This window comes from Bacteroides sp. 2201st1_D9_2201SCRN_220225 (assembly GCF_040928965.1).
Taxonomy (GTDB): domain Bacteria; phylum Bacteroidota; class Bacteroidia; order Bacteroidales; family Bacteroidaceae; genus Bacteroides; species Bacteroides stercoris.
This window is the reverse complement of sequence record NZ_JBCODG010000037.1, coordinates 1-24,316: the sequence shown is the minus strand read 5'-3', so window position 1 is coordinate 24,316 and position 24,316 is coordinate 1. Positions and strand designations below refer to the sequence as shown.

Sequence of the window (24,316 nt, the reverse complement as noted above, 5' to 3'; positions counted from 1 at the left end):
TCTGTATGTTCATCTCTGTTTTGGAGAGTGTCGTAGGATAATAAGGGAAAAATCTTGTGCTTTAGACAGTCACTTTTTCCTCTCTTCTGAATGACGTTGCAAAACTACGGAATAATCCCCATATTGCTGACACCAATGTGACTGTTATAGTTACCAATGTGGCTTTTGCGCTATAAAACCTTAAATTTATATGGATTTAACTGTTCTTCAATCAGTTCCACCCTCAGTTCTGCAGGAGTCTTTCCGAAGTGTTTTTTGCACAGCCTTATAAAATGGGACAATGACGACAGCCCGAACTCCTCGACGATGTCTCCGAGCGGGATGTCCTCGTCAGCCAGCCTGGTTTTGATGTGCAGCATAAGGCGTTTCTGCATCCAGAGGAAAGGCGACTCCCCGAATTCTACCATGAACAGCTTGTTGAACTGCTGCCTTGAGTATCCGCACAACCTTGCCAGCTGCTGCGCGGTCCCGGCGCTCTTATAGTTCGACATCACCTTGTCGCGGAAGTTCAGCGACCTCCCGATGACGGGGTAGAACAGGGCGGCAAGCTCCTCTTTCTCGTAGGTCGCCCTCAATACCCATAGCAACTCCTCCTGCTTGATTGCATGCAGGTGCACACAGTTCCCTCCCGCCTGCAGGTATATGGTCATCAGTTCCAGAAATTTTGCCAGCACCTCTTTGACAGGCAGCGGCGCGAACTCGAATCTCTCCTTCTTGAAGCTTGCCAGCTTCATGAAGGTGAACTTGTCGCACAGGTTTTTCAAGTGGTCGTACTTGCATACCATCACATTCGCGTCTTCCAGTATCCTCCCGCTGCAGCAACAGTTTTTCACAACGAAGAAAAACTCTCCCCCGCGTACCTTTTCTCTTGTAAATGTCTCTCCTGAAATTTCCAGGCTTCCCGCCATCACGAAAATCAGATAGTTGTAGCTTGCGATCTCATGGTCCAGAAAAGTCCCCTGCGACATTTCAATATACCTGAACCCCGCTTCTCCACTCGGCATGTAGTGGCTGCATGAAATGTGTTCTTCAACATGGAGTAGTTTCATAGTCATATGTTTTTTAGAATGTTTCTGCATTTGTTTCTGCATCTTATATATTAAATATGTATAATACAACCGTTTGGTGAATATCACCTCTTTATATACAGTGTTATTTTTCACATGGAAACGTGTTATTCTTGCAATATATTGTAAATCAACTAATAAGAATAGTTGTTACTCTCCAAAACAGAGAGTAACAACTGAAAACGGCTTATGGGCTTTGTGGCGTGTGTGCGAGGGAAAAAGTGTAACATTAAAAACAGTTTTTTATATGGAAAAATATCTTGAACAAATATTATGTCTGGAATCGGAAAATATTTACCATGTTTATCTGCTCCCTTCTTCCGGCAACGGGTTCTGGGATGTGTACGAGCAGTCGGCAGTGAATCTCCAGCATCTCGTTCCTGAGGTCCGTGGCTCGGTGGTGAAGGCGGTTTTCGGGGAGTCCGGTTTGTGGCTCCGTCGTGTTCGTCTCACCGAGGCGCTTGTAGCTAAATGCTCGCTTCTGTTGTACTGCACGCTCCTTGGTGATGACTATGTCAAACTTACGCTGCCTTCGGATGTAGTCCCGTCATTGTCCGACACCGCCTGTGTCTGAACTGTTGCTGTGATTGATAATCTATATTAATAAAATAATAGTTTTTAGTATGAGAAAACAACTGGTATCATTTCTTTTTTTGTTAAGCATAGTTGCTGTATCAGCCCGGGCTCAGGATGTCGCATTGAAAACGAATTTGCTTTATGATGCCACAAGTACGATGAATATAGGAGCTGAGATAGGTTTGTCGCGTAAGCTGACCTTGGATATTTCGGGTAACTTGAACCCGTGGGTTTTTAATAAGAATACAAACAGTAAAATCCAGCATATTCTGATCCAGCCCGAAATCCGATATTGGCTTTGTGAGCGTTTTAACGGTCATTTCTTTGGCGCCCATGCGCATTGGGGCAATTATAATGCCGGTGCTATCGACCTTCCATTCGGTTTGACGGAAAACACCCTGGCTAAATATCGTTATCGTGGCAACCTTTATGGTTTTGGAGTGGGGTATGGTTATCAATGGGTCTTCAGAAGCCGATGGGCGGTGGAAGCGGAGCTGGGAGTGGGTTATACCTACTTTAAATACGACCGTTACGAGTGCCGTAGCTGCGGTAAATTCACGGGTAACAATAAGTCCAACTATTTGGGTCCTACCAAGCTCGCCGTGTCGCTGATCTATATAATCGAATAAAAAGTAAATGTTATTGCTTATGAAAAAAGTATGTTCTATAGTATCATTGTGTGTGTGTTCCCTTGTCTCGCCCGCACTGGCCCTGTGCCAGTCGGTGCCCGACACGCTCTCGCTGAACGGTTTGCGTGTGACTGACGTGACCTTTAAAGGCACTGTGGAGGACAGCCTTCTGATGAATATGAGACTCTCGACCTCCGGCATGGATATCGGCGGTATGGACCGTGTGACTATAATTCCGATGTTGACGGATGATTTTGGTAATGCTTATGAATTCAATCCATTGGTTGTGGATGGTAAGAGGCGTTCCAGGGTTGCTTACCGCGAGGCGCTGCTTGGGGGCAAAGCGATGTCCCGCAATTCTGCGGTTTCCGTCAATCCGGTGTCTTCCGGCGGGTATTTGTACAACGAGCGGCTTCCGCTGGCCTCGTGGATGAAAAACTCCCGTCTTGTCTTGAAGAGCGTTTGCGACTGCTGCGGTAAGAACGCTCCCGGTACAATTAGTACCATTGCGGATTCTCTGGAGTTTGACCTGCCTGCACACCGTTACGTGGTCCGTCCGCGCTCGAATTTTGTCGTTCCTGAAGCTGAACCCATTAAACGTCGTGTGGAAAGTGGGAATGCCCGCCTTGAGTTTTTAAGCGGCAAGTCGACTATACTTCCTGCATATAAGAATAACCAGATAGAATTGGACAAGATCGGCTCCATGATTACCAGTGTCCTTGCCGACTCGATGTCGACGGTTGACCTTATCGTACTTAAGGCTTATTCCTCACCGGAGGGGTCGTACGCTTCGAACGCTCGGTTGGCTGCCGCTCGCTCTGTTGCCCTGAAGAACTATCTGGAAGCCAGCTACGGCCTTAAGGGCGTCCGTGTTGAGACTTCTTCCATTCCTGAGGACTGGGATACGCTTGAGGCGCTTATCCGTGATTCGGACCTTGCGCAGAAACAGCAGTTTTTGGATATTATTGCGGAGAATAGCAATCCTGACCGCCGGGAACAGCTTTTTAAATCTGTTGGCAAGGGTGTCCCTTACCGCCGTATGCTGGCCGAGCTGTTTCCGCTGCTTCGTCGCACGGATTACCAGCTGAGTTATTCGGTAAAGGACTTTACGGTGGAACAGGGCCGCGAGGTTATAAAAACCCGTCCGGGTCAGTTGAGCCTTAACGAGATGTACCATGTTGCCAACAGCTATGAGATTGGCAGTGAGGAGTTCAAGGATGTTTTTGATGTCGCTGTCCGTGTTTTTCCGGAAGATCCCGTTGCGAATATCAACGCGGGTGCGGTTGCCTTGCTGCGCGGTGACACGCTTTCCGCATCGAAGTACCTTTCGCGTGTCAAAGAAGACCCTCGCGCACAGAACAACTTGGGTGTGCTGTACCTGCTGGAAGGCGACCTTGAACAGGCTTCCCGCCATCTGAAAGAAGCGTCATCCTCCGGTTTGTCGCCCGAGGAAGTGGAACATAATAACTCAGAATTAACTCGCAAAGAGCGTGACAACGCCCTCTTTGATAAATATACGAAACAATGAAACAGGGTGGTTTATTCAAGCTTTCCGGCTATCTGCTTTCCGCAATTTGTCTTTTGTCCGGCTGCTCTATCATTGATGAGGACAAATGTGTGCTTAATTATATAGAATACCGTTATCTGAACAATGTGGGTGAGGATGCGAGTTCTCTTTATCTGAATGAGGTTACCGACTTCATCTTTACGAAAGACTCGGTTCTTTACCGGGTGGACGAACAGATAACCGGTGGACGTATCACTAAACGTCCTATCAATCTTCCTGACGGTGATTGGATTGTGTATAGCTATGCCAACCTGAACGGAGGTAGCAAGGTAAGCGACTATGTGGTGGGTAAGACGAGCCTGCGGGAACTGTCGGTTCGTGTTGTCAACCCTCCCACTTATACGGGGACGTACGCCTCAAGCTCTGACGATAGCCAGCGGGTCGGCAATTCCGACCGCCTTTATTTCGGCAAGGTGTCCCTGACGGTAAAGGGCGGGTATACCGAACATGCACAGGCAGTAGACATGTCGAATGTGCATATATGGCTGAGCGCCACTGTCCGATGGAAAAAAACGATGGATTTCTTTGCTAAATCCGGTGAGAATCTGCACGTACGCCTTGAATATGTACCGGTTGAATTCGGTTTCCTGAATGATGAGAAGGTGGATAACCTGTATGGTATCCCTTACAATACGCCGCGTATTACCGAGGAGCTGGCTACTTACTCGACGAAACTGCAGCCTACTGCCGTTTCGAACGAGTACAGCTTCGAGATGTACGGCCTGCGTTGGGAGAGCGGTCGCGCTCCTGTGCTCCGTCTTTACGACGGTGAAACGCTTCTTGTCGGCAAGGACCTGCCTTTGAACAAGTATTTTGAGGAACAGCATATAGACCTGACCCATACGCGTGTGCAGTTTTACCAGCTTCTTATCGAGGTTGACGGTAACACGGTGGTAATCTCTAATATTTCGATATCTGATTGGGAGGATGGCGGTTCCATTTGGTAGGATGATTGTTTTCAGGTTTTTAAGAAAGAAGAACAGAGTTGTAGTTGTAATTTTAGTATTAACTAATTAAAATTATTTTGATTATGGTATAGAAATGTTTAAATCTAAGTAGAGGGGCCGTTTAATAGATTGTCCGGCCTCTCAGTGAAAAAAAGTAAAGTATTAAAATTTTAAAAAGTAAAAAGTAAAATGAAAGTAAGAAATTTATTTGCAGCTTCGTTGGCTGCCATGTCCTTTTTCTCTTGCTCAAATGAGGTAGACGAACTTAATTCCGGTACGAGCCTTGCTCCCGGTGACGCATTGATCAGTATTGACCTTAGTGGTGGAAAGACTACTTATTCTACAATAGATAAAGAAGGGGCAATCGTGCAAGGTTCTGCTAAGTTGTTTAAGGCAGGAGGTGCTGAAATTGAGCTGACAGACCCGAAATTTGAAGGTACTAGGTTTACTGCAAAAATTTCGGCAGACAAGTTTACGGCCGGAGAAGAAGCCAGGCTATATCTTTATGCAAACTCTCCTATAAGAGCAGGCAGGACAACGCAAAGTAGTTTCAGGAATATATTGGCAAATACGACCTTGGATTACGACTTGTCTGATGGGCTTCCTGTTTCTGGTATCAAGGTACTTACCCTACAGGCAGGTGCTATACAACCGCAAACATTAAATCTGACGCGTCGCGCTTCACGTTTGGGAGCGACTGTTGCTGCCGGTTATAACCTAAGTGATCTTAAAGATTATAAAGTTAGTGTTGCTAACTATCGTAGAAATGGTTATCTTTTCAATGGAGGGACAGGTACTGATTTTGCTACAGTCACTGAACCTTCTGAAAGGACTTTGACTGGTAATGCTTCGAATATGTATAATGGTACTGAGACTACACACTATCTCTATCCGTCAACAAATGTAGCAGTGAGAATTACCGCTCCTGATGGTAGCGAAAGAGAGGCTACATTTTCTCCAGAAGCAGGTAAAAACTATATTTTGACAATTACTCCGACGGTGGGATCCGGAGAAGACGGAGGAGAGGCTTCGCTCGGTTGGAATGTAACTATTGATGAATGGGCTCAGAATAACAATGGAATGGAAGTGGATTTTACCCCGATGGAGTCAAATCTTGAAAAACTATTGGTTGAGATAGGTGGCAATAGATGGATGCCATTCAATACATCCGGATCTCTTGCAACAGATGAAGAAACTGCAACAGCTATCTTAACACAGGCGGACGCAGCAGAAGGAACAAATGGTATTGACAAATTACACCTGTATGTACAAAAAAGTAAGGCAAATTATGAAAAAATTGCTGGTAAATTCTTTACTGCGCTAGGTGCAATAAACGCATGCCCTGCTGGTTATCGTATTGCTAATTTGGCTGATTACGCTGCATTGGCAGGTCTTACTGTAGTTCCTAATGATGATTCAAAATGGGTTAAGAATACTACTTTTTCGAATGGGGTAACCTTGGTGCAGTCAAGTTTTAGTTATCCTATTACTGTTCCTGCGGAACTTAGGGACTGGTATTGGAACTTTATACAAGGCGCCAACAACGAAATAGAATTGCCATTTATAGGAGCTCATTTTAACGTATCTAGTAATACTCATACTGTGCCAGCAACTAGTACTCAAAAAGGATTTGCACTATGGACTGGAGAGTTAGTAGCGAGTACCACAGCAGACTATTACCGTGTTGCACCTTGGCATGATGGCTGGGCAAAGAATACTGTTACACACGGGGTAAATACTACATCATATGTACGTTGTGTGAAAAAGTAAGAATAATATTGTAATTAAATAATTTGTGTAGCAGCAGGAGATTGCTGTTGCTACACAAATTGCTTTTAGCTAATAAATTAAAAATATTATATTATGTTTACAAAATATTTACTGTTTCTGCTATTTGTCGGTTCGCTACTTCAGGCTTGTGGCAGTGATAGCTCGATAGTGGATGATACCAATGACATATTATCTTCAGAGATTGTGTTGCCCCTTAGTGTGCGAGGTATTACGAGTAATGCTTCTGAAACGGACGAAAACAGAATAAACACAGTAAATATATTCAGTTTTGTTCAAAAGCCGGGTGAAACTGCTTATACTTATGAGAAAAGGTTTACTGAAACGGTTACTTCCGGCGGGAATGCAAAAGCAGAATTGAGCCTAACGTTGGACGGCACTTTGCCGCGTATCCTCTATTTCGTAGCCAACAATGTGTCCAACATTCCTTTTCTTACTGATATGCGCCCCGGTACTCCTGCTACATCCGTTGATGAGGAAGCCCTCCTTATGGATTCTGATATTCCGCAGGCTCCATTTACTTTGGTGTCCAAAGTCCAATTGGATACTCCGTATTTGACAACCAATTTGCCGGTAGAGTTTACGCATACGGTTTCACGCCTTGACATAGTCAATAACTATAAGGGATTTGAAATCGACTCGATGATTGTGCGTAATGCTACATTAGGCACATACGCTTTTAATGAATCACTTGCAGCGGATGAACTTCCCCATATCGACCAGAAATATACCTCCAATCCTATCTATCTTTATCATAGCTCCAGTCTGGTTCTATCCGTATATGGCAAGTACAATGGCATTCGTGCCGTTTTTGATATCGACTTGAAAGAAATAAAGAAGGCTACCCGTTATAATGTGGTTATCAACAGTCTTAACGACCAGGAACAAAATTTCACGGGCAACTTTTACTGGGAAGTGGTACCTTGGACCGAAGAAATTGTAGAATCTACTCCGGACTGGAAATAATAACCAATTAGAAGCATAATTAAAGATGAGACCAAACTATCATATCTCTTTGTGGGTAGCAACTTTTGTGATATTGTTACTGTCCGGTTGCAGCGACGAATATACTTCCGGTGTTTCTGTTTCGGATGGAAAGTACCATAGCCAGCTCTTGTTTAATGTCACACAAGCGGTGACGAGAGCCGATAGCGGGGAAGACGACGTAAGGCGTGTCGACCTTCTGATTTTCAAGGCCGGCAAACTTGAAAAGAAACTATTGAACATTACTTCTTTCGACACCTCGCCTGAGGGTTACGCATCTGTGGATATCAGTATGGATACCGAGGGGCCCCGTAAGGTGTATGTGGTGGCAAACGGGGATAATACTTCCTGGTTGGAGGCCCTTGAAATAGACCGTACCACTACTGAGGATATGCTTGCGTTCCGTACGTCTGTTCTTGAGGAGATGCCTGCCTCTCCTTTTGTGATGTACGGCATTAGCGACGACATCGTGTTCGGGACTATGCAAACTTCTGTATTGTGCCCGCTCTATCGTGCGGTAGCCCGTATCGACATTCAGAATAAATCGGAGAAGTTCGTACCCTTGTCAGCCAAGCTTATCCGTGCGATGAGCTCGTCGGTTATTTTTTCCGGTGGACCGTTTGTCGAGAGTGGCAGCAAAGATTTTGAATCTATTGAGGCAAAGGATGGAACCATACGGTTGTACACCTATGAAAATGCGTCTACGGATTCGCTGAAGGCTACCGCAGTAGAAATTACCGGCGATGTGAACGGAATTCCGCTGACTTATACCGTGTTTTTGGCACAGGAAAAGAAGCTGATACCTTTGCAGCGCAACTATCGGTATTCTATTCTTGTGAACGAGGTGAAAGCCAATACGTTGGTGACTACCATGGATGTACGTCCATGGCTGGTGGGTGACGACATCAATGCTACCGTTTCGGGCGACCGCCCCATTGTAAGTGTGGACATCAGCCCGTCTACAGGTATTTATACGGAAGCTGATTCTACCTTTGTTATCGAGGAGACGGGAGGACTTATCCGCTTCGATGTGAAAAGTAATGCCGAATGTGATATCATCCTTACAGGTGGGTGGCTGGAAAAGGTAGCAGAGACAAGAGCTTCTTCTATTGACGGATCTTTTACAGTGGAAGCTAAGGTGAATATGGAAGCGAGTGCCCGCACGGGTGAAATCTTGATTTTTAACCGGATCAGCGGGTCAGCAAGGACTTTCACGCTGACACAAAAGGAGGCGTCGTCGCAAGAAAACCGTTATATGGTATTAGTGGTTGCCGGTCAGTCCAACGCTTCCGGCTATGACGTTTCGGTGGCCGGCCCAGAGGATGTGGTGCATCCCGATATTTTCCAGTTGTCTTATGGCAGGGGAAATATCCCTAATATGAGCATTATTCCGCTGACCTTTGACGCTGAGGACATAGATGACGCAACCAACGGTTACGGACGTAACTATAAGGGCATTCATTTGCCATTGGCGAAAGAACTCCTCAAACGCCTGCCTTCCGGTACGAAAATTCTGGTTGTCCCCGTATCCTGCTCAGCCACCGGGTTTAAGGCAGGCCGTCCGTACGGTACTTATGACCATAAGGAGATGAAGCCTGTAATCACCGCAAAAGTGCTATACCGCTGGGGAGTGGAGAGTTCCTATTGTAAGACTTTGCTGGATAGGCTGAAGTATGCACTGGACCTGAATACTGCCAATAAATTCCTGGGATTCGTATGGTGCCAAGGAGAGCATGACCGATTCAACGCCGACCACCATTACACGGAGTTTATAAAAATGACAGACCACATCTTTACGGAGATGAATAGCGGGGGATACGGTGCACGCACCAATTATGGTACATTTGACAAGCGCTTGTGGTACACATACTCTTCGACACGTGGTTTTATGGACTGGTATGGTGGGAAAGATGCTTCCGTTGTGTTCAGCAGCTATAAACAATGGAATCCGGACGGTTTTGTACATGTTCCTTACGGTGTGCCAGTCAATCCCACGGCTTTAGGAGGAGGCGATGCGCATTTCGGCCAAAATACTTTCCGTAAAATCATCGCACCTGCCGTGGCAGAGTGTATGGAGGAGAACGGGGCGTTGCCCAATGGCTCTTATGCCACGGGAAAACGTTTTTTACCCGCAATGACACCGGCAGATGCGAATAAATATGGTGGGACACTCGATGACGAGGATATTAAAAGCTCTTTGATAACGTATTTTCCTTTCACTACTTCGACGACACCAGAATCCGGTAGGGCTCGGGTTGTATCATCCAGTGGTATCTCGATGGTTAGTGTTTCGGGGCTAACTGACATTAACGGCAAGGAGATGTCGCGCCAGGCAGCCCAGTTTGGAAGAGACAGCCATATAAGCCTCCGAAATTCTGCTTCCGGCAACAAATGGTCTTTCTCTTTCATGCTGAAACGTACGGGAGGTATGGATGAGAATATACAAACGGTTCTTGGTAATAGTGGCCTGGCTTCCACGCCTTTCGTGGGTTTCAAGTATTATGCTGATGTGCAGCATTGCGCGGGTATCACTGAATTTGTAACTGAGCCTTCTTACCAGAATAAGAAACTGAAGGCTGTGCCCGGATTGTTGCTGAATGCCGACCAGGTCCGTTCGCTACACGACTGGATACACTATGTCGTGACTTATGACGGTAGTAAATGCATAGTCTATATGAATGGCGAAGAGGTGCAGAATGCTACTTTCAGCGATGCGCCTGCTTCTTTATCCAACCTTATTTTGGGTAACAACGGCAGTAGTTTTCCCGGATTCGAAGGGCAGCTTATGGAGTTTTTTGCCTGGGATAAGGTTTTAGCTCCTGCTACGGTGAAAAAACTATTCTTGATGGGATATTACGGCTTTAGTAGGTAAGAGAATATTGTGAAAATTAGTTTTATTCAATTTTGCAAGTTGTTTGCCGTAGCGGTTATATTGTCCTGCACCAGTTGCGAGGACAATATAGCCGACGGTTACACCTCCGGTATGCCGGAAAATGAAATTAAGGCTATCCACTACATGGTTTTTGACGAGGGTGGAGCACTGGAGTCCCGCCAGATTTATGACGTTGCTCCCAAAGAGGCTATTTTCAATAATTAGGTATATGAACTTGTACGGAACGTACTAAAAATAATCCGGAACGTGTTGCTCCTTGAGTGGATGGTTGGGCTAACAACCCGACATCTAAAACCGCTCTTTCCCAAGCCCGTTGCGTAAAAGAATGAAAATGAAAAGAATAATTCCCTTAGGCCTGTTTCTGCTTGGCGCCTGCATGGAGGAAGCTCCTTCTGAGGCTCCTGCCTTTTATCACCGTACCGTGCTGGTTTATATGGGCGGTGATAACAACTTGTCTTCCGAGACGGACGCGAAGATACATGCTCTTGCTTCGGGTTGGGACCGTTCCGACTGCCGTCTTATTATTTATCAGGACAAAGGGGGAGCTCCCTGTTTGTATGAGGTAACTCGGGAGGGGATTGAGAGGGTAAAAACCTATCCCGACGAGAATTCAGCATCCGGTTCTACTCTTCGGCGTACGATTGTTGACATGCTTTCCCGTTATCCTGCAAAGAGCTACGGCCTGGTTGTTTTCAGCCATGGTACCGGGTGGCTTCCCCAAGGCATGTATCCCCACTCCCGCAGCATTGTCGCAGACGGGAACAATGAGATGGAGATAAGCGACTTTGCTGCCGCCTTGGGCGACTGCCACTTTGACTTTATCGTTTTCGAGGCGTGCTTTATGGCCGGCGTTGAAGTTGCCTGGGAACTGCGCGAGAAGACTGATTATGTGGTGGCCTCTGCAGCTGAGATACTATCGCCCGGCTTTACGGATATCTACGGTGAACTGCGGGATTGCCTTTTTCTCCCGCAACCCGACCTTCCGGGCTTCGCCCGCCTGTATTATAATCATTACAACGGCTTGACGGGTCTTGACCGGTCTGCTACCATCAGCGTGATACGTACCTCTGAGATGGGCGTGCTTGCCGAGGCATTGCGGCCTATCCTCCTTAACAGAAAGGAGGTGTCGCCTTACCAGACTGAACGCTACGACCGCAGCAGCGGGGCTACTTACCTCTACTCGGACTTGGGGGATTATCTCCGGCTGAAGTCGGAGGATGCGGAACAGTATGCCGTTGCCCAGCGGGCCATGGAACGTACCGTTGTGTACCGTGCCGCTACCCCGCAGATGCTGGGCAGCGAACTGAAAGTCCATAGCGGTCTTTCGGTTTATATACCTCGAGCCGCTTCTCCCGAACTGAATGCTTATTACTCGGAAACTGGCTGGTATGGCATTATATATCAATGAGCAGATAGGACTTGTTCTGTATGATACCCGGTTGCTTTTTGCTCCCGCTGGCAGATTTCCGTAGAAAAACTCTGGTTGTCTGTGAAGATAGCTTTTATTTTTGTTTGTTTGCTGGCACTCGTTAGTGCAAGCGAGTACTAACGGGTACCATTTCATGATGAATGGGTTATAATAAATAGGCAATGGTAAAGGTACTGACAGAGGTACTGATAATTTAGTAATAATCCCGTCATAAGGTCATTAGACCTTTTATTTTACATCTCAATTTATGAATGCCGTGTGGTGTTGCGAAACACTCGGGCATTCGCTTTTAACACTAATGCGAATAATCTTATGAAGATAATAAATAACGAATTACTGCATGTGAACTGTCTTGTCATTCCTGAGATAACGGGGATATACGATCCCTTGAGCCGGCGTTGCGACGGACACGTGACTCCGCAGGCTCCTGTCGTCATTTCCGGTCATCATCTTTGTATGCCTATGCTTGATAATGCCCGTTTTTGCCTCGTTTCTGCGCTGGAGTATGTCCGTGTCATAGAACTGAACCCTGTTTACACGTATTCGGATACCCGTATCATCATCTCCGTTCCCGCCCTGGATGCGGGTGAGTATTTTCCGGCTGTGATAATTCCTGAACCGGATGGCGATGATTCTCTGTATGTGTTTCCCGTATCGTTGGTTGTCGATGCTTATCCTTATGCCCGTATGAATTGATTTTATATATTATATCGTAATGAAGATAATTAAATTGAAGGACCGGCTATTGGATATCCTTTGTATGCGTTTGGAGTGCTGGGTGCATAAGCATGACCCTTATTTAACCACTGTTGTTGCTTCCAGTTTCTTGACGGTCACGTTTATAGGCATGCTTTTTCTGTTACTATTCCTTGCCTGCAAGCAGGTGTATCCCAACGAAGGCGCCGTGGATCGTCAGTCTGCGGATCGGGACTCGGCGGTTGTAGAGCATTATGTCTCCCCGGTTATCCCCGACATGATGCTTGACCCGGTTCAGCGGGCTTCTTATTATGTGAATCATTATTGGGATGGTTACTCCTTGTCGGATACGTCTTTTATCCGTGGCAGTGAGAGCGAGCAGCTATATGCTAACTTTGTCGACGCGCTGCAATATGTTGACGTGTCAGAGTCTCGTTCTGCGATACTTGCCATGATGTCTCTTATGGAAACTGACAGCGTCGCTTACGCCCGCTTCTGTACGCTGGGTGAGAAGTATCTCTACAATCCCGATTCTCCTTTGAGGAATGATGAATATTACATCCCGGTGCTGGAGCATATGCTTGCCTCCCCGCTTCCGGGCGAGACTTATAAGCTTCGTGCCGGATACCACCTCGAACAATGTCTTAAGAATCGTCCCGGGATGAAGGCTGCGGACTTCTCTTATGTCACTGCTTCCTGTACGACGGGCAGTCTCAGCCGTATCAGTGCCGATTATACGCTTCTTTTTTTCTACAATCCGGGTTGTTCGAGTTGCCATGCTTATGAGCTGACGCTGTCGGGTGTTCCTTCCATTGTTGAACTGCAAGAGAAGGGAAGTCTTCGCGTACTTGCCATTTACTCGGAGGATGATGAGTCCGAGTGGTTGTTGCACGCTTCTTCCATGCCTTCCGGTTGGATAGTCGGGTGGAACAGGAGTGGTGATATTAGCCGTGGACTTTATGATATCCGTGCGATACCTACGCTTTATTTATTGGACGGTGAGAAGAGGGTTTTGTTGAAGGATGCACCTTTAGAACGGATTATCGGTTATCTTGCAATGAAGTGACAAAAATAATATTAACGTTTAAAATTGGATAACTGGAAATGAGACGGTTGAAGCAATTCTGTTTGATGTTTTTTAAAGGTATTTTTTCGTGTACGCTCGTATCGGTGCTGTGCGGTTTTATACTTATAATCTCTTTGCCGTTTTTACTGTTTGATTTTTTGACCGGTAGCATCTGACTTGGATGAGCAATCTACGGTGTTTTGAATAGGATATACCGAGGCATAACTGCTGCCTCGATAAATCCTATATCTTTAACCAAGTGTAATGGTACTTGTGAGGTATTAAGGAGGAGGTGTCTTTGCTTATTGTCCTTTGTCTGGGAACGGCAAATAAGCCATGCCAGTTTCACAATATAATTCTAACTCTATAGGTTCTAAAGCTAACTGTCGCGCTTCTTTTTCAGAATGACCAGCCTGTTTCAGACATTCTATTTTGTTTTTGTATGCTAATGGTGGATGTATAGGTGTCAAGTACGCATAAGTCGAATTTTACTTTAAAATAATATTGAAGCAAATCTTATTCAGGAAATTCTCCTCAGACTTTATGCACAAACAGCAAATCTTCAATCATCAGGTCGAGTTCTGCCGGATGGATGCTATCCTCGTGATAATGGAAGTAATGGCTGAGCAGGGTGCGTACCTGCTTCACACGCGACTCGGCAGTGTATCCGTGCCACTGCCACACTCCTGCATCGAGTGCATGGCGAATGACGCCGACGGCAGGGGCAATCATTCCCCGCACATCGTCGCCGGGATAAATCTGAGTTTTCTCCTGGGGCAGGATAATGGTTACTTCGGGGTGGTAAGCGCGCACTACGCGCAATGCTTCGGTCCAACGGACGTGCTTGGCTATGACATCACGGGGTTCTTTTTTAGGATTCTTCATTACGGGTTATCAATTATTAAAACTACCAATTGTCAAGATTATCAATACTTCTGTCACTACTCTTTTTCCTACGTGCCTCCATCCGCTTCTCGAAGAGCTCCGACACCCATACAGGAAAACCGAAAACGGCTACGAAAATCGCTAAAAACAAGACGCCTCCGCAAGCGATTCCGTAGCATATCCCTCTGTGTGCAAACAAACAAAAACACGAACAAAGTCGGGACAAACCTTTTTTATTCATAACATAGGGACTGTTTTCGGGTTCTATTAATTTCGTTATCATTCTAATTCCAATTCTAAAGTCCAGGCAAAAGCCTTATTATCAATACCAGCCGAATACTTTTACTTTTTCCAACCGCCACGGACAACAAAACAAAACCTACAGTTTCAATCAAGGTCGCGGATACAGCGAAAATATCTATCCGTACTAACATTCTTCGCGTCCAGCACAATGGCTTCCGTATCATTATAACGTACATACGGGTATATGTTTCCACTCACACCCGCTTCGGTAACCGTTCCTCCTGCCACTCCCCTCATTCTCTTTCGTTTTTATTCGTAATCTTTTACCTGTTTATAGAGGTTAATTTTCCTTTTGCTGTTTTTAGAAATTTCATCTGTTTACATAAAACAGATTATTAACGCGCATTTTATTAGTAATCAGACAATTAAAAAGAGAAATCCGTTTCAATGCTATCCGGCATGAACGATTTTCCTGAAACAAAAAGAAAAACGAGGATGTATCGGGACTTCGGTCTGATGCCATTCTGTCCTTAAAATAGACGCAGTAATGAAGAGTTTCCCCCTTTAAACACCAACAAAAGAAACTCAACATGCCGTTATAAATGACAAAATGACAATCAAGCCTTTGCTTCGATACATCCGTTTTTCTGAAACAAAAAATGAAACATGGTGATAAAACAACGAAATTATTAACTTTAAATCGAGTACATAAAATGGAACTGAACTACATTAAAGAACACACCTCATGCGTGAACTACAAGACCGAGGAAGACGCCGGTTTCGCACTGAAAGAAGCTGCTTCGGGAGAACATTTCGACAACCGGCAACAAGAGATTAAGGCCAACCACCTGATATTTATTTTGTCAGGCGAAGTCAGCATCACCAAAGACAGCAAGGAAGAAACAAGAGTCCGTGCGGGCGAATTCATCTTCATTCCCCTTTCATCCCATTACACGGGCACGGTTATCCAGCCGGGCACATACATCAGTCTGTCATTCTTTCACGATGCAATCTCATTGTGCGACAAGCACATGCTTAGCAGCTATTTAGACGAAGTCCAGCACACACCACTATGCTTCGAACCGCTTTCCGTGCGTGCCCCTTTGGACACGTTCCTGCATCTGCTGGAGTCCTATCTCCAGGCGGGCGTCAACTGCAAACACCTGCACGAACTCAAAGAGCGCGAATTGTTCATCATCTTCCGCACAGCCTACACAAAGAGCGAAATAATCCAACTCCTCTACCCTATAATGGGAATTGAGATAGACTTCAAGGCAGCCGTTCTCAAACACAAAGACCGGGTGCGCAGCAAACAAGAACTGGCAGAATTGTTGGGCATGAGCGGTTCCGAGCTTCACCGCAAGTTCACGCAAGAGTTTGGAGAAACCGTTCAATCCTGGCTTCAGAAACAAAAAAACAAGGAAATACTATCCCGACTCAATTACGATTTCATCTCTATAAAAGAGGTGGCATACGAGTTGGGCTTCACCTCCGCAGCCGGTTTCAACAAGTATTGCAAGAACAATTTCGGCTGCTCACCCAGCGAATTAAGGCAGGAAATTAAAAAAAGCAGCAAAAATAAACACTGATATTCAGCATTTTGTAATTTTGGATAACAGATTGGTTAATTTGGATAACTGATTGATGGATTTGGATAACGCAATATCCAAAAATATCCTTTACCTTTGCAACATCAAAGAACAGGGACAAAGTATATATAGTGAAAGCAAGTAGAAAAGTTCGGTTTATTTGAGTCGTTTTTTAGGTTTTATCTGTGTTATGTAAACAGATGAATTTTTCACCTGCATTTTTAATACAATCCGATACGGCATCCGCCACGTTTTCATTGACCTTGTTCAGGGTATCGACCGCAAAGGAATTCAGGTAGATTTGGGTTGTCTTTTCGGACGTATGTCCCAGTCCCTCACTGATTAAGGATATCGGGATACCTTCATTCTTGGCTATGGTGGCCCACGAGTGGCGCGCCACATAAGTGGTGAGCGGAATGCCTATGTTGAGCAATGTGCCCAAGCGTTTGAGGTAACGGTTGACCGTGCCCAAAGAGTAGCGGTATTGCGTGTAGGCATCTCGCGGTGACTGCCCGTGGATATAAGGAAAAATGTACGGGCCGGATGTCCTGTATTTTTCAATAATCTCCTTCATGGCTGGCAGCAGTCCTATCTGCAACCGTTGCCCGGTTTTGCTGCGGGTGTAGAATATCGTGTCGCGCACAATGCCGTCGTGCTTGAGGTGGATTACATCGACGAAGGACATGCCCCGGCAGTAGAAACTGAACATGAACAGGTCGCGCGCCGCTTCCAACTGGGGATACCGCCGCAGGTCGGCCGAAGCGATGAGCGCTATCTCTTCCTTGCTCAACGCCCGTTTCACCGTTTCCTGCCTGCGCACGTTCAGCCCGGCAAAGGGATTTTCGCCACATACCCTGATGCCTTGCTTGCGTGCCTTATTGTACACCGCCCGGAAATTGCTGAGGTACATGTGGATGCTGTTCTCCGAAATGCCGCGCATGCGCAGGTAGTGTATATAGTCCGTGACGAACACATAGTCGATGTCTTTGAAGTTGATTTCCCTCAAACTGCAAAAGCGCAACAGCGAGTACAGCCCGCTTGTGTAGGAAGCGGCAGTGCTTTGCTTCCCCTCTTCGAGCAGGGTATTGATGTATTGCAGGATGAATTTATCCACACTCTGGTCGTACTGCTCCTTCCGGTGTTTCAGCATGAGGCGCTCCAGCGTAAAGCCGGGATCGGTTCTCTCCAGCAGACGGTAGTTCCTGACAAGGTCTTCTTTCTCGTTCCTGATAAGACGGTTGACGAGGCTCACTTCCCTACGAGTGAGGATACCCTCGGACGAATAAACCACCCGGTCGGCATCCCGCCGGTAATTCGACTCGTGGACCCGCCACCCCAAAGAGTATTCTTTCTTCTTACGGCAGTACAGCACGCGAATCGCAAGGGAGTAAACTCCCGCCGCGCTCGCTTTACAAGGATGTATGACAACACGAATACTCAACTTTTTCTTCTTGTTTTGTAAGTTCATTTACCAATTAAGCATTACTGCCTGCGTAAAAGTACACATTTTGCACCTAAACACAGAACTTGTTACTAAAATAATGAATAAAAAAATTGTTTTAGCAACAAATGAGAGGGGGGATTGTTTTAAATGCCAAGGAAGTATACAGCTTATTATTTATTAAAGAACCTGATCATTTTATTCTTATGATAAAAAACATGTTTGGAAAAGAAAATATCCGATAAACCCTTCTGCTAAAAAATATTCCCTATCTTTGCGACACTAAAAATGTGTTAAACATGGCGAATGCAGCTTTCAAATATCAGTCGGAAATAGATGTCTTAATCAATGAATATTGATATGAAGACAATAAACGGTTTCAGTATCAATTTTGATTTCAGTAAACTTATTAAAGTTGCTGACTTGATTTACCATGATGGCCCTTTATTGTCTCATTACGTAAGCAACAAGGGAGAAAACTACTTATTCTACTGGGTGGATGTAGATAATGAATATAACAGGTGGGTCGTTATCAGAACCGATATTTTTTCAATACAACAGTATTTAGAAAAGAAAAGTACGCTACATTCCATAATAACACAACCTAATGACGGATTTGTATACACCGTAGATATTGATGATAAGATACATTATCATAACATTAAACTTGTGCCGATTGCCAACTTGCCAGAAGAATACACTCCAACGGAAAATTCTTACTATGCCTTTGAAATCGAAGACAATATTGATTTAGCTGCTATTTCTCAAAACAAAGAAAAAATAAAAGATATTCTTATCTCATTTGTTGAAGCGGAAAGCGAGAAACCTATAACAAAGAATTCCCTCTCTTAAATATAAGGAGAAAGAATTCTTCACTGCATTCTCTACATAAAGGGGTCTGTCGCACAAAAAAAGCGGCAGGCTCTTTTTATTTATATCCCCCGGTAAAAATGCAGAATAAAAGCCCCCCATGTGACAAACTGAAAATTCATGCGACAGATAGGGAAAATATCAACCTAATTATTTATCTTTGTTAGCTTGAAAAGTTAGCATACCCAAAAACAATAAGACAATGAAAGATTTCTTGAAATTTACACTCGCCACCGTAACCGGTATTGTTATATCGAGCGTTGTGTTGTTTTTCATCAGTATTCTCGTAGTTTTCAGTATGGTTTCATCCTCGGAATCGGAAACGCAAGTACGTAAGAACTCCGTCATGATGCTGGACTTGAACGGTACACTGGTCGAACGCAGCCAGGAAAACCCACTGGACCTTATTATGAAGGATGATTACAAGACATACGGACTGGACGATATTCTCTCTTCCATTAAGAAAGCGAAAGAGAACGAGGATATCAAAGGTATTTATATTCAGGCTACTTCACTGGGAGCGGGGTTCGCCTCGCTGGAAGAGATTCGCAATGCTCTGAAAGACTTCAAGGAATCGGGTAAGTTTGTCGTAGCCTACGGTGATGCCTACACGCAGGGGTTATACTACCTGTCCAGCGTGGCCGATAAAGTCCTGCTGAACCCGCAAGGTATGCTCGAATGGCGGGGACTGGCAGCTACTCCTATGTTCTTCAAAGATTTATTGGAGAAAGTGGGCGTGGAGATGCAGGTGTTTAAAGTGGGTACATACAAATCGGCAGTAGAGCCGTTTATCTCCACCGAAATGAGTGCAGCCAACCGCGAGCAGATAAATGTATACCTGTCGTCCATCTGGGGACAGATTACGAACGCCGTTGCCGAATCGCGCAACCTGTCCGTAGAGGCATTGAACAAGGAAGCCGACCGCATGCTGATGTTTTACCCCGCAGAGGAAAGCGTGAAGAACGGACTGGTGGACACCTTAATATATAAGAATGATGTACGCGACTACCTGAAAAACCTGGCAGGCATCGACAAGGACGACAACATGCCGATACTGGGCATTCAGGACATGATAAACGTGAAAAAGAACGTGCCCAGAGACAAGAGCGGAAACGTAATTGCCGTATATTATGCGTATGGTGAGATTGACGGCGGTTCGTCCGCCTCTACCGACGAGGGTATCAACTCCGAAAAGGTTATCAAAGACCTGCGTAAGCTGAAAGATAACGAAAATGTAAAAGCCGTAGTGCTGCGTGTGAACTCTCCGGGCGGCAGCGCATACGGTTCCGAACAGATATGGTACGCCGTAAACCAACTGAAAAAGGAGAAACCGGTAATCGTATCCATGGGCGATTATGCCGCATCGGGCGGTTACTACATCTCCTGCAATGCCGATACCATCGTTGCCGAACCTACCACACTGACCGGCTCTATCGGTATCTTCGGAATGATGCCCAACGCCAAAGGGCTGACGGAGAAACTGGGTGTGAACTTCGACGTAGTAAAGACCAACCCGTATGCCGACTTCGGCAACCTGACCCGCCCCATGAACGACGGTGAAAAGGGATTGATGCAGATGTACGTCAACAACGGCTACGAACTCTTCCTGACCCGCTGCTCCGACGGACGCGGCATCAGTATGGAAGAACTGGACAAGATAGCGCAAGGTCGTGTATGGACCGGAAGCACCGCCAAAGAACTGGGACTGGTGGACGAATTGGGCGGCCTGGACAAGGCGTTGGAGATTGCCATTGCAAAAGCAGGTGTAGACGCTTACACCGTAATGAGTTATCCCAAGAAAGAGGGTTTCCTGGAAAGCCTGATGAATACGAATCCCGGAAATTATATCAAGGGGCGCATGCTGAACGGCAAAATGAGCGATATGTACCGTCAGTTCAGCATCATCGAGAACTTTGACAAGATAGACCGCATACAGGCACGCGTACCGTTTGAACTGAACATACAATAAATTTAAATGAAAGATGCATCCGTAAAAATACATCATTGGCTATATCCCTTGTCCTGGCTCTACGGGGCAGGGGTGTGCTTGCGAAACAAACTCTTTGACTGGGGCTGGCTCCGGTCAAGGAGTTTTGACGTTCCTGTGATATGTGTAGGCAACATCGCCGTAGGTGGAACGGGCAAAACGCCGCATACGGAGTATCTGATAAAGTTATTGCAGAATGAGGGCATAAACGTAGCTACACTGAGCCGCGGATACAAACGGAAGAGCAAAGGTTACATACTGGCAACCGCCGAAAGCAGCGTACAGAAAATCGGCGACGAACCCTATCAGATAAAGAGCAAGTTTCCGGATATACGGGTAGCGGTAGATGAAAACCGCTGTCACGGCATCGAGCAGTTGCTTACATTGAAGAGTCCTGCCGTGGATGCAGTGTTACTGGACGATGCCTTCCAGCATCGCCATGTAAAGGCAGGAATGAATATCCTACTGACCGACTATCACCGGTTGCTGTGTGACGACGCCCTGTTGCCTGCCGGAAGACTGCGCGAACCCGCCTGCGGGAAAAACCGCGCCCAGATAGTCATTGTAACGAAGTGTCCGGATGATATCAAGCCGATAGATTTCAACATCATCACCAAAAGGTTGAATCTGTATCCGTACCAGCAATTGTATTTCTCCAGGTTCCGCTATGGCTCGCTGATGCCACTGTTTCCCGAAAAGGCAAAAGGCAGAATTACCTGCACCGGAGACGAACAGGTGCTACTCGTTACGGGCATCGCCTCTCCCGCCCCACTGGTGGAAGAAGTGAAAGCCTACACCCCCAGCGTCAATCTGCTGGAGTTCGGCGACCACCATGACTTCGGCGAGAAAGACTTGCAGGTCATCGAGAAACAATTTAACCTGTTGAAAGGAAACAACAGGCTGATTATCACGACAGAAAAAGATGCTACCCGACTGAAGAACCATCCCAACCTGAACGAAACGCTGAAGCCGTACATTTATGTGCTTCCCATCGAAATAGAGTTTTTACAAAATCAACAATATATATTTAACCAAAACATTATTGGCTATGTTAGAACGTATTCAAGAAACCGCAGCTTATCTGAAAGGTAAGATGCACACGCATCCTGAGACAGCAATTATCCTCGGAACCGGACTTGGCAGCCTTGCAGGTGAGATTACCGAGAAGTATGAAATAAAGTATGAGGATATTCCCAACTTCCCCGTTTCTACGGTAGAGGGACACAGCGGCAAACTGATTTTCGGCAAGCTGGGTAATAAGGATATTATGGCCATGCAAGGACGCTTCCACTTCTATGAGGGATATTCCATGAAGGAAGTGACCTTCCCGGTACGTGTAATGCGGGAACTGGGTATCAAGACCTTGTTTGTTTCTAATGCCAGCGGCGGTACGAATCCCGATTTTGAAATCGGCGACCTGATGATTATCACCGATCACATCAATTTCTTCCCCGAACATCCGCTGCACGGCAGGAATATTCCGTATGGCCCGCGCTTCCCGGACATGAGCGAGGCGTACGATAAAGAGCTTATCCGCAAGGCGGATGCAATTGCCGCTGAAAAGGGTATCAAGGTGCAACACGGTGTGTACATCGGCACGCAAGGGCCTACGTTTGAAACTCCGGCGGAATACAAGATGTTCCGTATCCTGGGTGCGGATGCGGTAGGTATGTCTACCGTTCCCGAAGTAATCGTAGCGAACCACTGCGGTATCAAAGTGTTCGGCGTATCGGTTATCACGGACTTAGGTGTGGAAGGCAAGATTGTAGAGGTTTCCCACGAAGAAGTGCAGAAAGCTGCGGATGCCGCACAGCCGAAGATGACGGAGATTATGAGGGAGTTGATTAACAGAGCGTAAGTAAATAAATGGTTGAAAGTTGATAGTCGGGAGTTGAAAGTTGCCGTGCAGTGTAAGTACGCGGTAACTATTCGCTTTTAACTATCAACTTTAACCTTTCAACTAATTAAGATGAGAACAGAAATAGCAACTCTCGGTGAGTTCGGCCTCATCCGCCACCTGACCGAGAGTATCGAATTAAAAAACGAATCAAGCCGGTACGGCATCGGGGATGATGCCGCCGTCCTATCCTACCCGGCGGACAAAGAAGTGCTGGTAACCACCGATTTGTTACTGGAAGGCGTACATTTCGATTTGACGTATGTACCTTTGAAACATTTGGGATATAAATCGGCCGTAGTAAATTTTTCCGATATATATGCCATGAACGGTACACCCCGGCAAATCACCGTTTCGCTGGGACTGTCCAAACGTTTCAGCGTAGAGGATATGGAGGAGTTGTATGCCGGCATCCGCCTTGCCTGTGAGGAATATGGAGTGGATATTGTAGGCGGTGATACCTCTTCTTCCTATACGGGACTCACAATCAGCATCACTTGTATCGGTGAAGGTGAGAAAGGAAAGGTCGTTTATCGCAACGGCGCCAAAGAGACTGACCTTATCTGTGTTTCCGGCGACTTAGGTGCAGCCTATATGGGCTTGCAACTGCTGGAACGTGAGAAGAGCGTCCTTAAAGGGGGTGACAAAGATTTACAACCTGATTTCGCTGGCAAAGAGTATCTGCTGGAACGGCAACTGAAACCGGAAGCCCGCCGCGACATTATTCAGAAGTTGGCTAAAGAAGGTATTCAGCCTACTTCCATGATGGATGTTTCCGACGGCCTATCCTCGGAGTTACTGCATATTTGCACGCAAAGCAAGGTCGGTTGCCGCATCTATGAGGAGCATATTCCCATCGACTACCAAACGGCCGTCATGGCAGAGGAGTTCAACATGAACCTGACGACTTGCGCCCTCAACGGCGGCGAGGATTACGAACTGCTGTTCACCGTGCCCATTGCCGACCATGAAAAGGTTTCCGAAATGGAAGGCATTAAGTTGATAGGCCATATCACTAAACCGGAACTGGGATGCGCCCTCATCAGCCGCGACGGACAGGAATTTGAACTGAAGGCACAAGGCTGGAATCCGCTTAAAGAGGAATCTGCCGCTCAGCAGGAAGAGGTTGAATAGACAAAATGCCTCAAAACCGGGGAAAAGAGGATAGCAAATAGAAATCCGAAAATGACAAAACCTCAAGAATAAAATAAAAGAAGAAGGCATAAATAACGGATTTATTCCATACTCTTCTAAAAAAATATACGCTGATAATTAACTATATAGAGAATTATCAGCGTTTTTTATTTCCTAACCTCTTGCATAGTCCAAAACTTTCACTACCTTTGCAACCGCAAAAGAGATAAAAATGGTGCCATAGCTCAGTTGGTAGAGCAAAGGACTGAAAATCCTTGTGTCCCCGGTTCGATTCCTGGTGGCACCACTTTTAAAAATGATGTAATCCTTGAATTTCATTGAAATTCAAGGATTTTTCGTTAATGGCCTTACCAAATCCTTTTAACTATGATTGACTCACAGTATATCTTTCCGGCAACACTTTCTGCCCTGACAATTCTGGCAACAGTACTGAATTTTACAGCACATTTTTCGAATGGTGAATATCTTTCGTGGAAAGCATTCAACAGAATATCACTTGCTACCCTTCTCTCCATGACCGTGTGTATTTTCGGGTCAGCGGATTTCCCCGGTTGGCAAGCTTTCTTTTAAGCGTATAGCCTAGCCAGTCTGAACATGAAGAATTTCA

21 protein-coding genes and 1 tRNA gene are annotated in these 24,316 nt (G+C 45.9%); 18 read left to right on the top strand and 4 right to left on the bottom strand.

Going from position 1 to position 24,316, the window contains the following annotated elements; all coding sequences use genetic code 11:
* Positions 1-170: 170 nt before the first annotated feature.
* Positions 171-1,163 carry a helix-turn-helix domain-containing protein gene (locus tag AB5903_RS13315; RefSeq protein ID WP_368117927.1) on the bottom strand — a complete coding sequence of 331 codons (993 nt, stop codon included), beginning with the start codon at positions 1,161-1,163 and terminating at the stop codon, positions 171-173.
* A 151-nt stretch (positions 1,164-1,314) separates the two neighbouring features.
* On the opposite strand from AB5903_RS13315, the gene AB5903_RS13310 reads away from it, so the two are divergent.
* From AB5903_RS13310 to AB5903_RS13260, 11 genes are all read left to right on the top strand, one after another.
* The gene (locus AB5903_RS13310) at positions 1,315-1,641 is read left to right on the top strand and encodes a hypothetical protein (protein ID WP_368117926.1); all 327 of its coding nucleotides are present in this window, start codon (positions 1,315-1,317) and stop codon (positions 1,639-1,641) included.
* A 49-nt stretch (positions 1,642-1,690) separates the two neighbouring features.
* A complete protein-coding gene (locus tag AB5903_RS13305; protein ID WP_368117925.1) occupies positions 1,691-2,272 on the top strand; it encodes a DUF3575 domain-containing protein in 582 nt (193 codons plus the stop codon).
* 19 nt (positions 2,273-2,291) lie between these two features.
* Positions 2,292-3,800: a tetratricopeptide repeat protein gene (locus tag AB5903_RS13300; protein WP_368117924.1), complete on the top strand. Its 1,509-nt coding sequence runs from the start codon at positions 2,292-2,294 to the stop codon at positions 3,798-3,800.
* Positions 3,797-4,786, top strand: a complete 990-nt coding sequence (locus tag AB5903_RS13295) for a FimB/Mfa2 family fimbrial subunit (RefSeq protein ID WP_368117923.1) — start codon at positions 3,797-3,799, stop codon at positions 4,784-4,786. The genes AB5903_RS13300 and AB5903_RS13295 overlap by 4 nt, the downstream gene beginning before the upstream one ends.
* 189 nt (positions 4,787-4,975) lie before the next feature.
* Positions 4,976-6,556, top strand: a complete 1,581-nt coding sequence (locus AB5903_RS13290) for a hypothetical protein (RefSeq protein ID WP_368117922.1) — start codon at positions 4,976-4,978, stop codon at positions 6,554-6,556.
* Positions 6,557-6,649: 93 nt separating this feature from the next.
* Complete coding sequence (locus AB5903_RS13285; RefSeq protein WP_368117921.1) at positions 6,650-7,540, top strand: hypothetical protein; 891 nt, start codon at positions 6,650-6,652, stop codon at positions 7,538-7,540.
* A 25-nt stretch (positions 7,541-7,565) separates the two neighbouring features.
* Positions 7,566-10,430, top strand: coding sequence for a LamG-like jellyroll fold domain-containing protein (locus AB5903_RS13280; RefSeq protein ID WP_368117920.1), 2,865 nt, complete (start codon positions 7,566-7,568; stop codon positions 10,428-10,430).
* A gap of 9 nt (positions 10,431-10,439) precedes the next feature.
* Positions 10,440-10,655: a hypothetical protein gene (locus tag AB5903_RS13275; RefSeq protein WP_368117919.1), complete on the top strand. Its 216-nt coding sequence runs from the start codon at positions 10,440-10,442 to the stop codon at positions 10,653-10,655.
* Between the two features lie 127 nt (positions 10,656-10,782).
* Positions 10,783-11,859 carry a clostripain-related cysteine peptidase gene (locus tag AB5903_RS13270; protein ID WP_368117918.1) on the top strand — a complete coding sequence of 359 codons (1,077 nt, stop codon included), beginning with the start codon at positions 10,783-10,785 and terminating at the stop codon, positions 11,857-11,859.
* Positions 11,860-12,192: 333 nt separating this feature from the next.
* Positions 12,193-12,576: a hypothetical protein gene (locus tag AB5903_RS13265; RefSeq protein WP_368117917.1), complete on the top strand. Its 384-nt coding sequence runs from the start codon at positions 12,193-12,195 to the stop codon at positions 12,574-12,576.
* Between the two features lie 19 nt (positions 12,577-12,595).
* Complete coding sequence (locus AB5903_RS13260) at positions 12,596-13,642, top strand: DUF5106 domain-containing protein (RefSeq protein WP_368117916.1); 1,047 nt, start codon at positions 12,596-12,598, stop codon at positions 13,640-13,642.
* Positions 13,643-14,176: 534 nt separating this feature from the next.
* Here the strand turns inward: AB5903_RS13260 and AB5903_RS13255 are convergent.
* Complete coding sequence (locus AB5903_RS13255; RefSeq protein ID WP_368117915.1) at positions 14,177-14,527, bottom strand: hypothetical protein; 351 nt, start codon at positions 14,525-14,527, stop codon at positions 14,177-14,179.
* 387 nt (positions 14,528-14,914) lie between these two features.
* Positions 14,915-15,067, bottom strand: coding sequence for a hypothetical protein (locus AB5903_RS13250; protein WP_368117914.1), 153 nt, complete (start codon positions 15,065-15,067; stop codon positions 14,915-14,917).
* 416 nt (positions 15,068-15,483) lie between these two features.
* Between AB5903_RS13250 and AB5903_RS13245 the strand changes: the two genes are divergently transcribed.
* Entirely contained in the window at positions 15,484-16,359 is an 876-nt protein-coding gene (locus AB5903_RS13245) for a helix-turn-helix domain-containing protein (protein ID WP_368117913.1), read from the top strand.
* Positions 16,360-16,531: 172 nt separating this feature from the next.
* Here AB5903_RS13245 and AB5903_RS13240 read toward each other — a convergent pair whose 3' ends face one another.
* Positions 16,532-17,827, bottom strand: coding sequence for a tyrosine-type recombinase/integrase (locus AB5903_RS13240; protein ID WP_368117911.1), 1,296 nt, complete (start codon positions 17,825-17,827; stop codon positions 16,532-16,534).
* 333 nt (positions 17,828-18,160) lie between these two features.
* Here AB5903_RS13240 and AB5903_RS13235 point away from each other — a divergent pair, with 333 nt between their 5' ends.
* The 6 genes from AB5903_RS13235 to AB5903_RS13210 all read left to right on the top strand — a co-directional run bounded on the left by AB5903_RS13235 (position 18,161) and on the right by AB5903_RS13210 (position 23,995).
* Positions 18,161-18,652 (top strand): DUF6575 domain-containing protein, encoded by a 492-nt coding sequence (locus AB5903_RS13235; RefSeq protein WP_147331263.1) that lies wholly within the window; start codon positions 18,161-18,163, stop codon positions 18,650-18,652.
* Positions 18,653-18,872: 220 nt separating this feature from the next.
* Entirely contained in the window at positions 18,873-20,639 is a 1,767-nt protein-coding gene (gene sppA / locus AB5903_RS13230) for a signal peptide peptidase SppA (protein WP_118206981.1), read from the top strand.
* 6 nt (positions 20,640-20,645) lie between these two features.
* Positions 20,646-21,749, top strand: coding sequence for a tetraacyldisaccharide 4'-kinase (gene lpxK, locus AB5903_RS13225; protein ID WP_272709580.1), 1,104 nt, complete (start codon positions 20,646-20,648; stop codon positions 21,747-21,749).
* Positions 21,706-22,515 (top strand): purine-nucleoside phosphorylase, encoded by an 810-nt coding sequence (locus AB5903_RS13220; RefSeq protein WP_005656855.1) that lies wholly within the window; start codon positions 21,706-21,708, stop codon positions 22,513-22,515. The genes lpxK and AB5903_RS13220 overlap by 44 nt, the downstream gene beginning before the upstream one ends.
* A gap of 111 nt (positions 22,516-22,626) precedes the next feature.
* A complete protein-coding gene (gene thiL / locus AB5903_RS13215) occupies positions 22,627-23,688 on the top strand; it encodes a thiamine-phosphate kinase (RefSeq protein WP_005656857.1) in 1,062 nt (353 codons plus the stop codon).
* 234 nt (positions 23,689-23,922) lie between these two features.
* A tRNA-Phe gene (locus tag AB5903_RS13210) sits at positions 23,923-23,995 on the top strand.
* Positions 23,996-24,316: the final 321 nt, after the last annotated feature.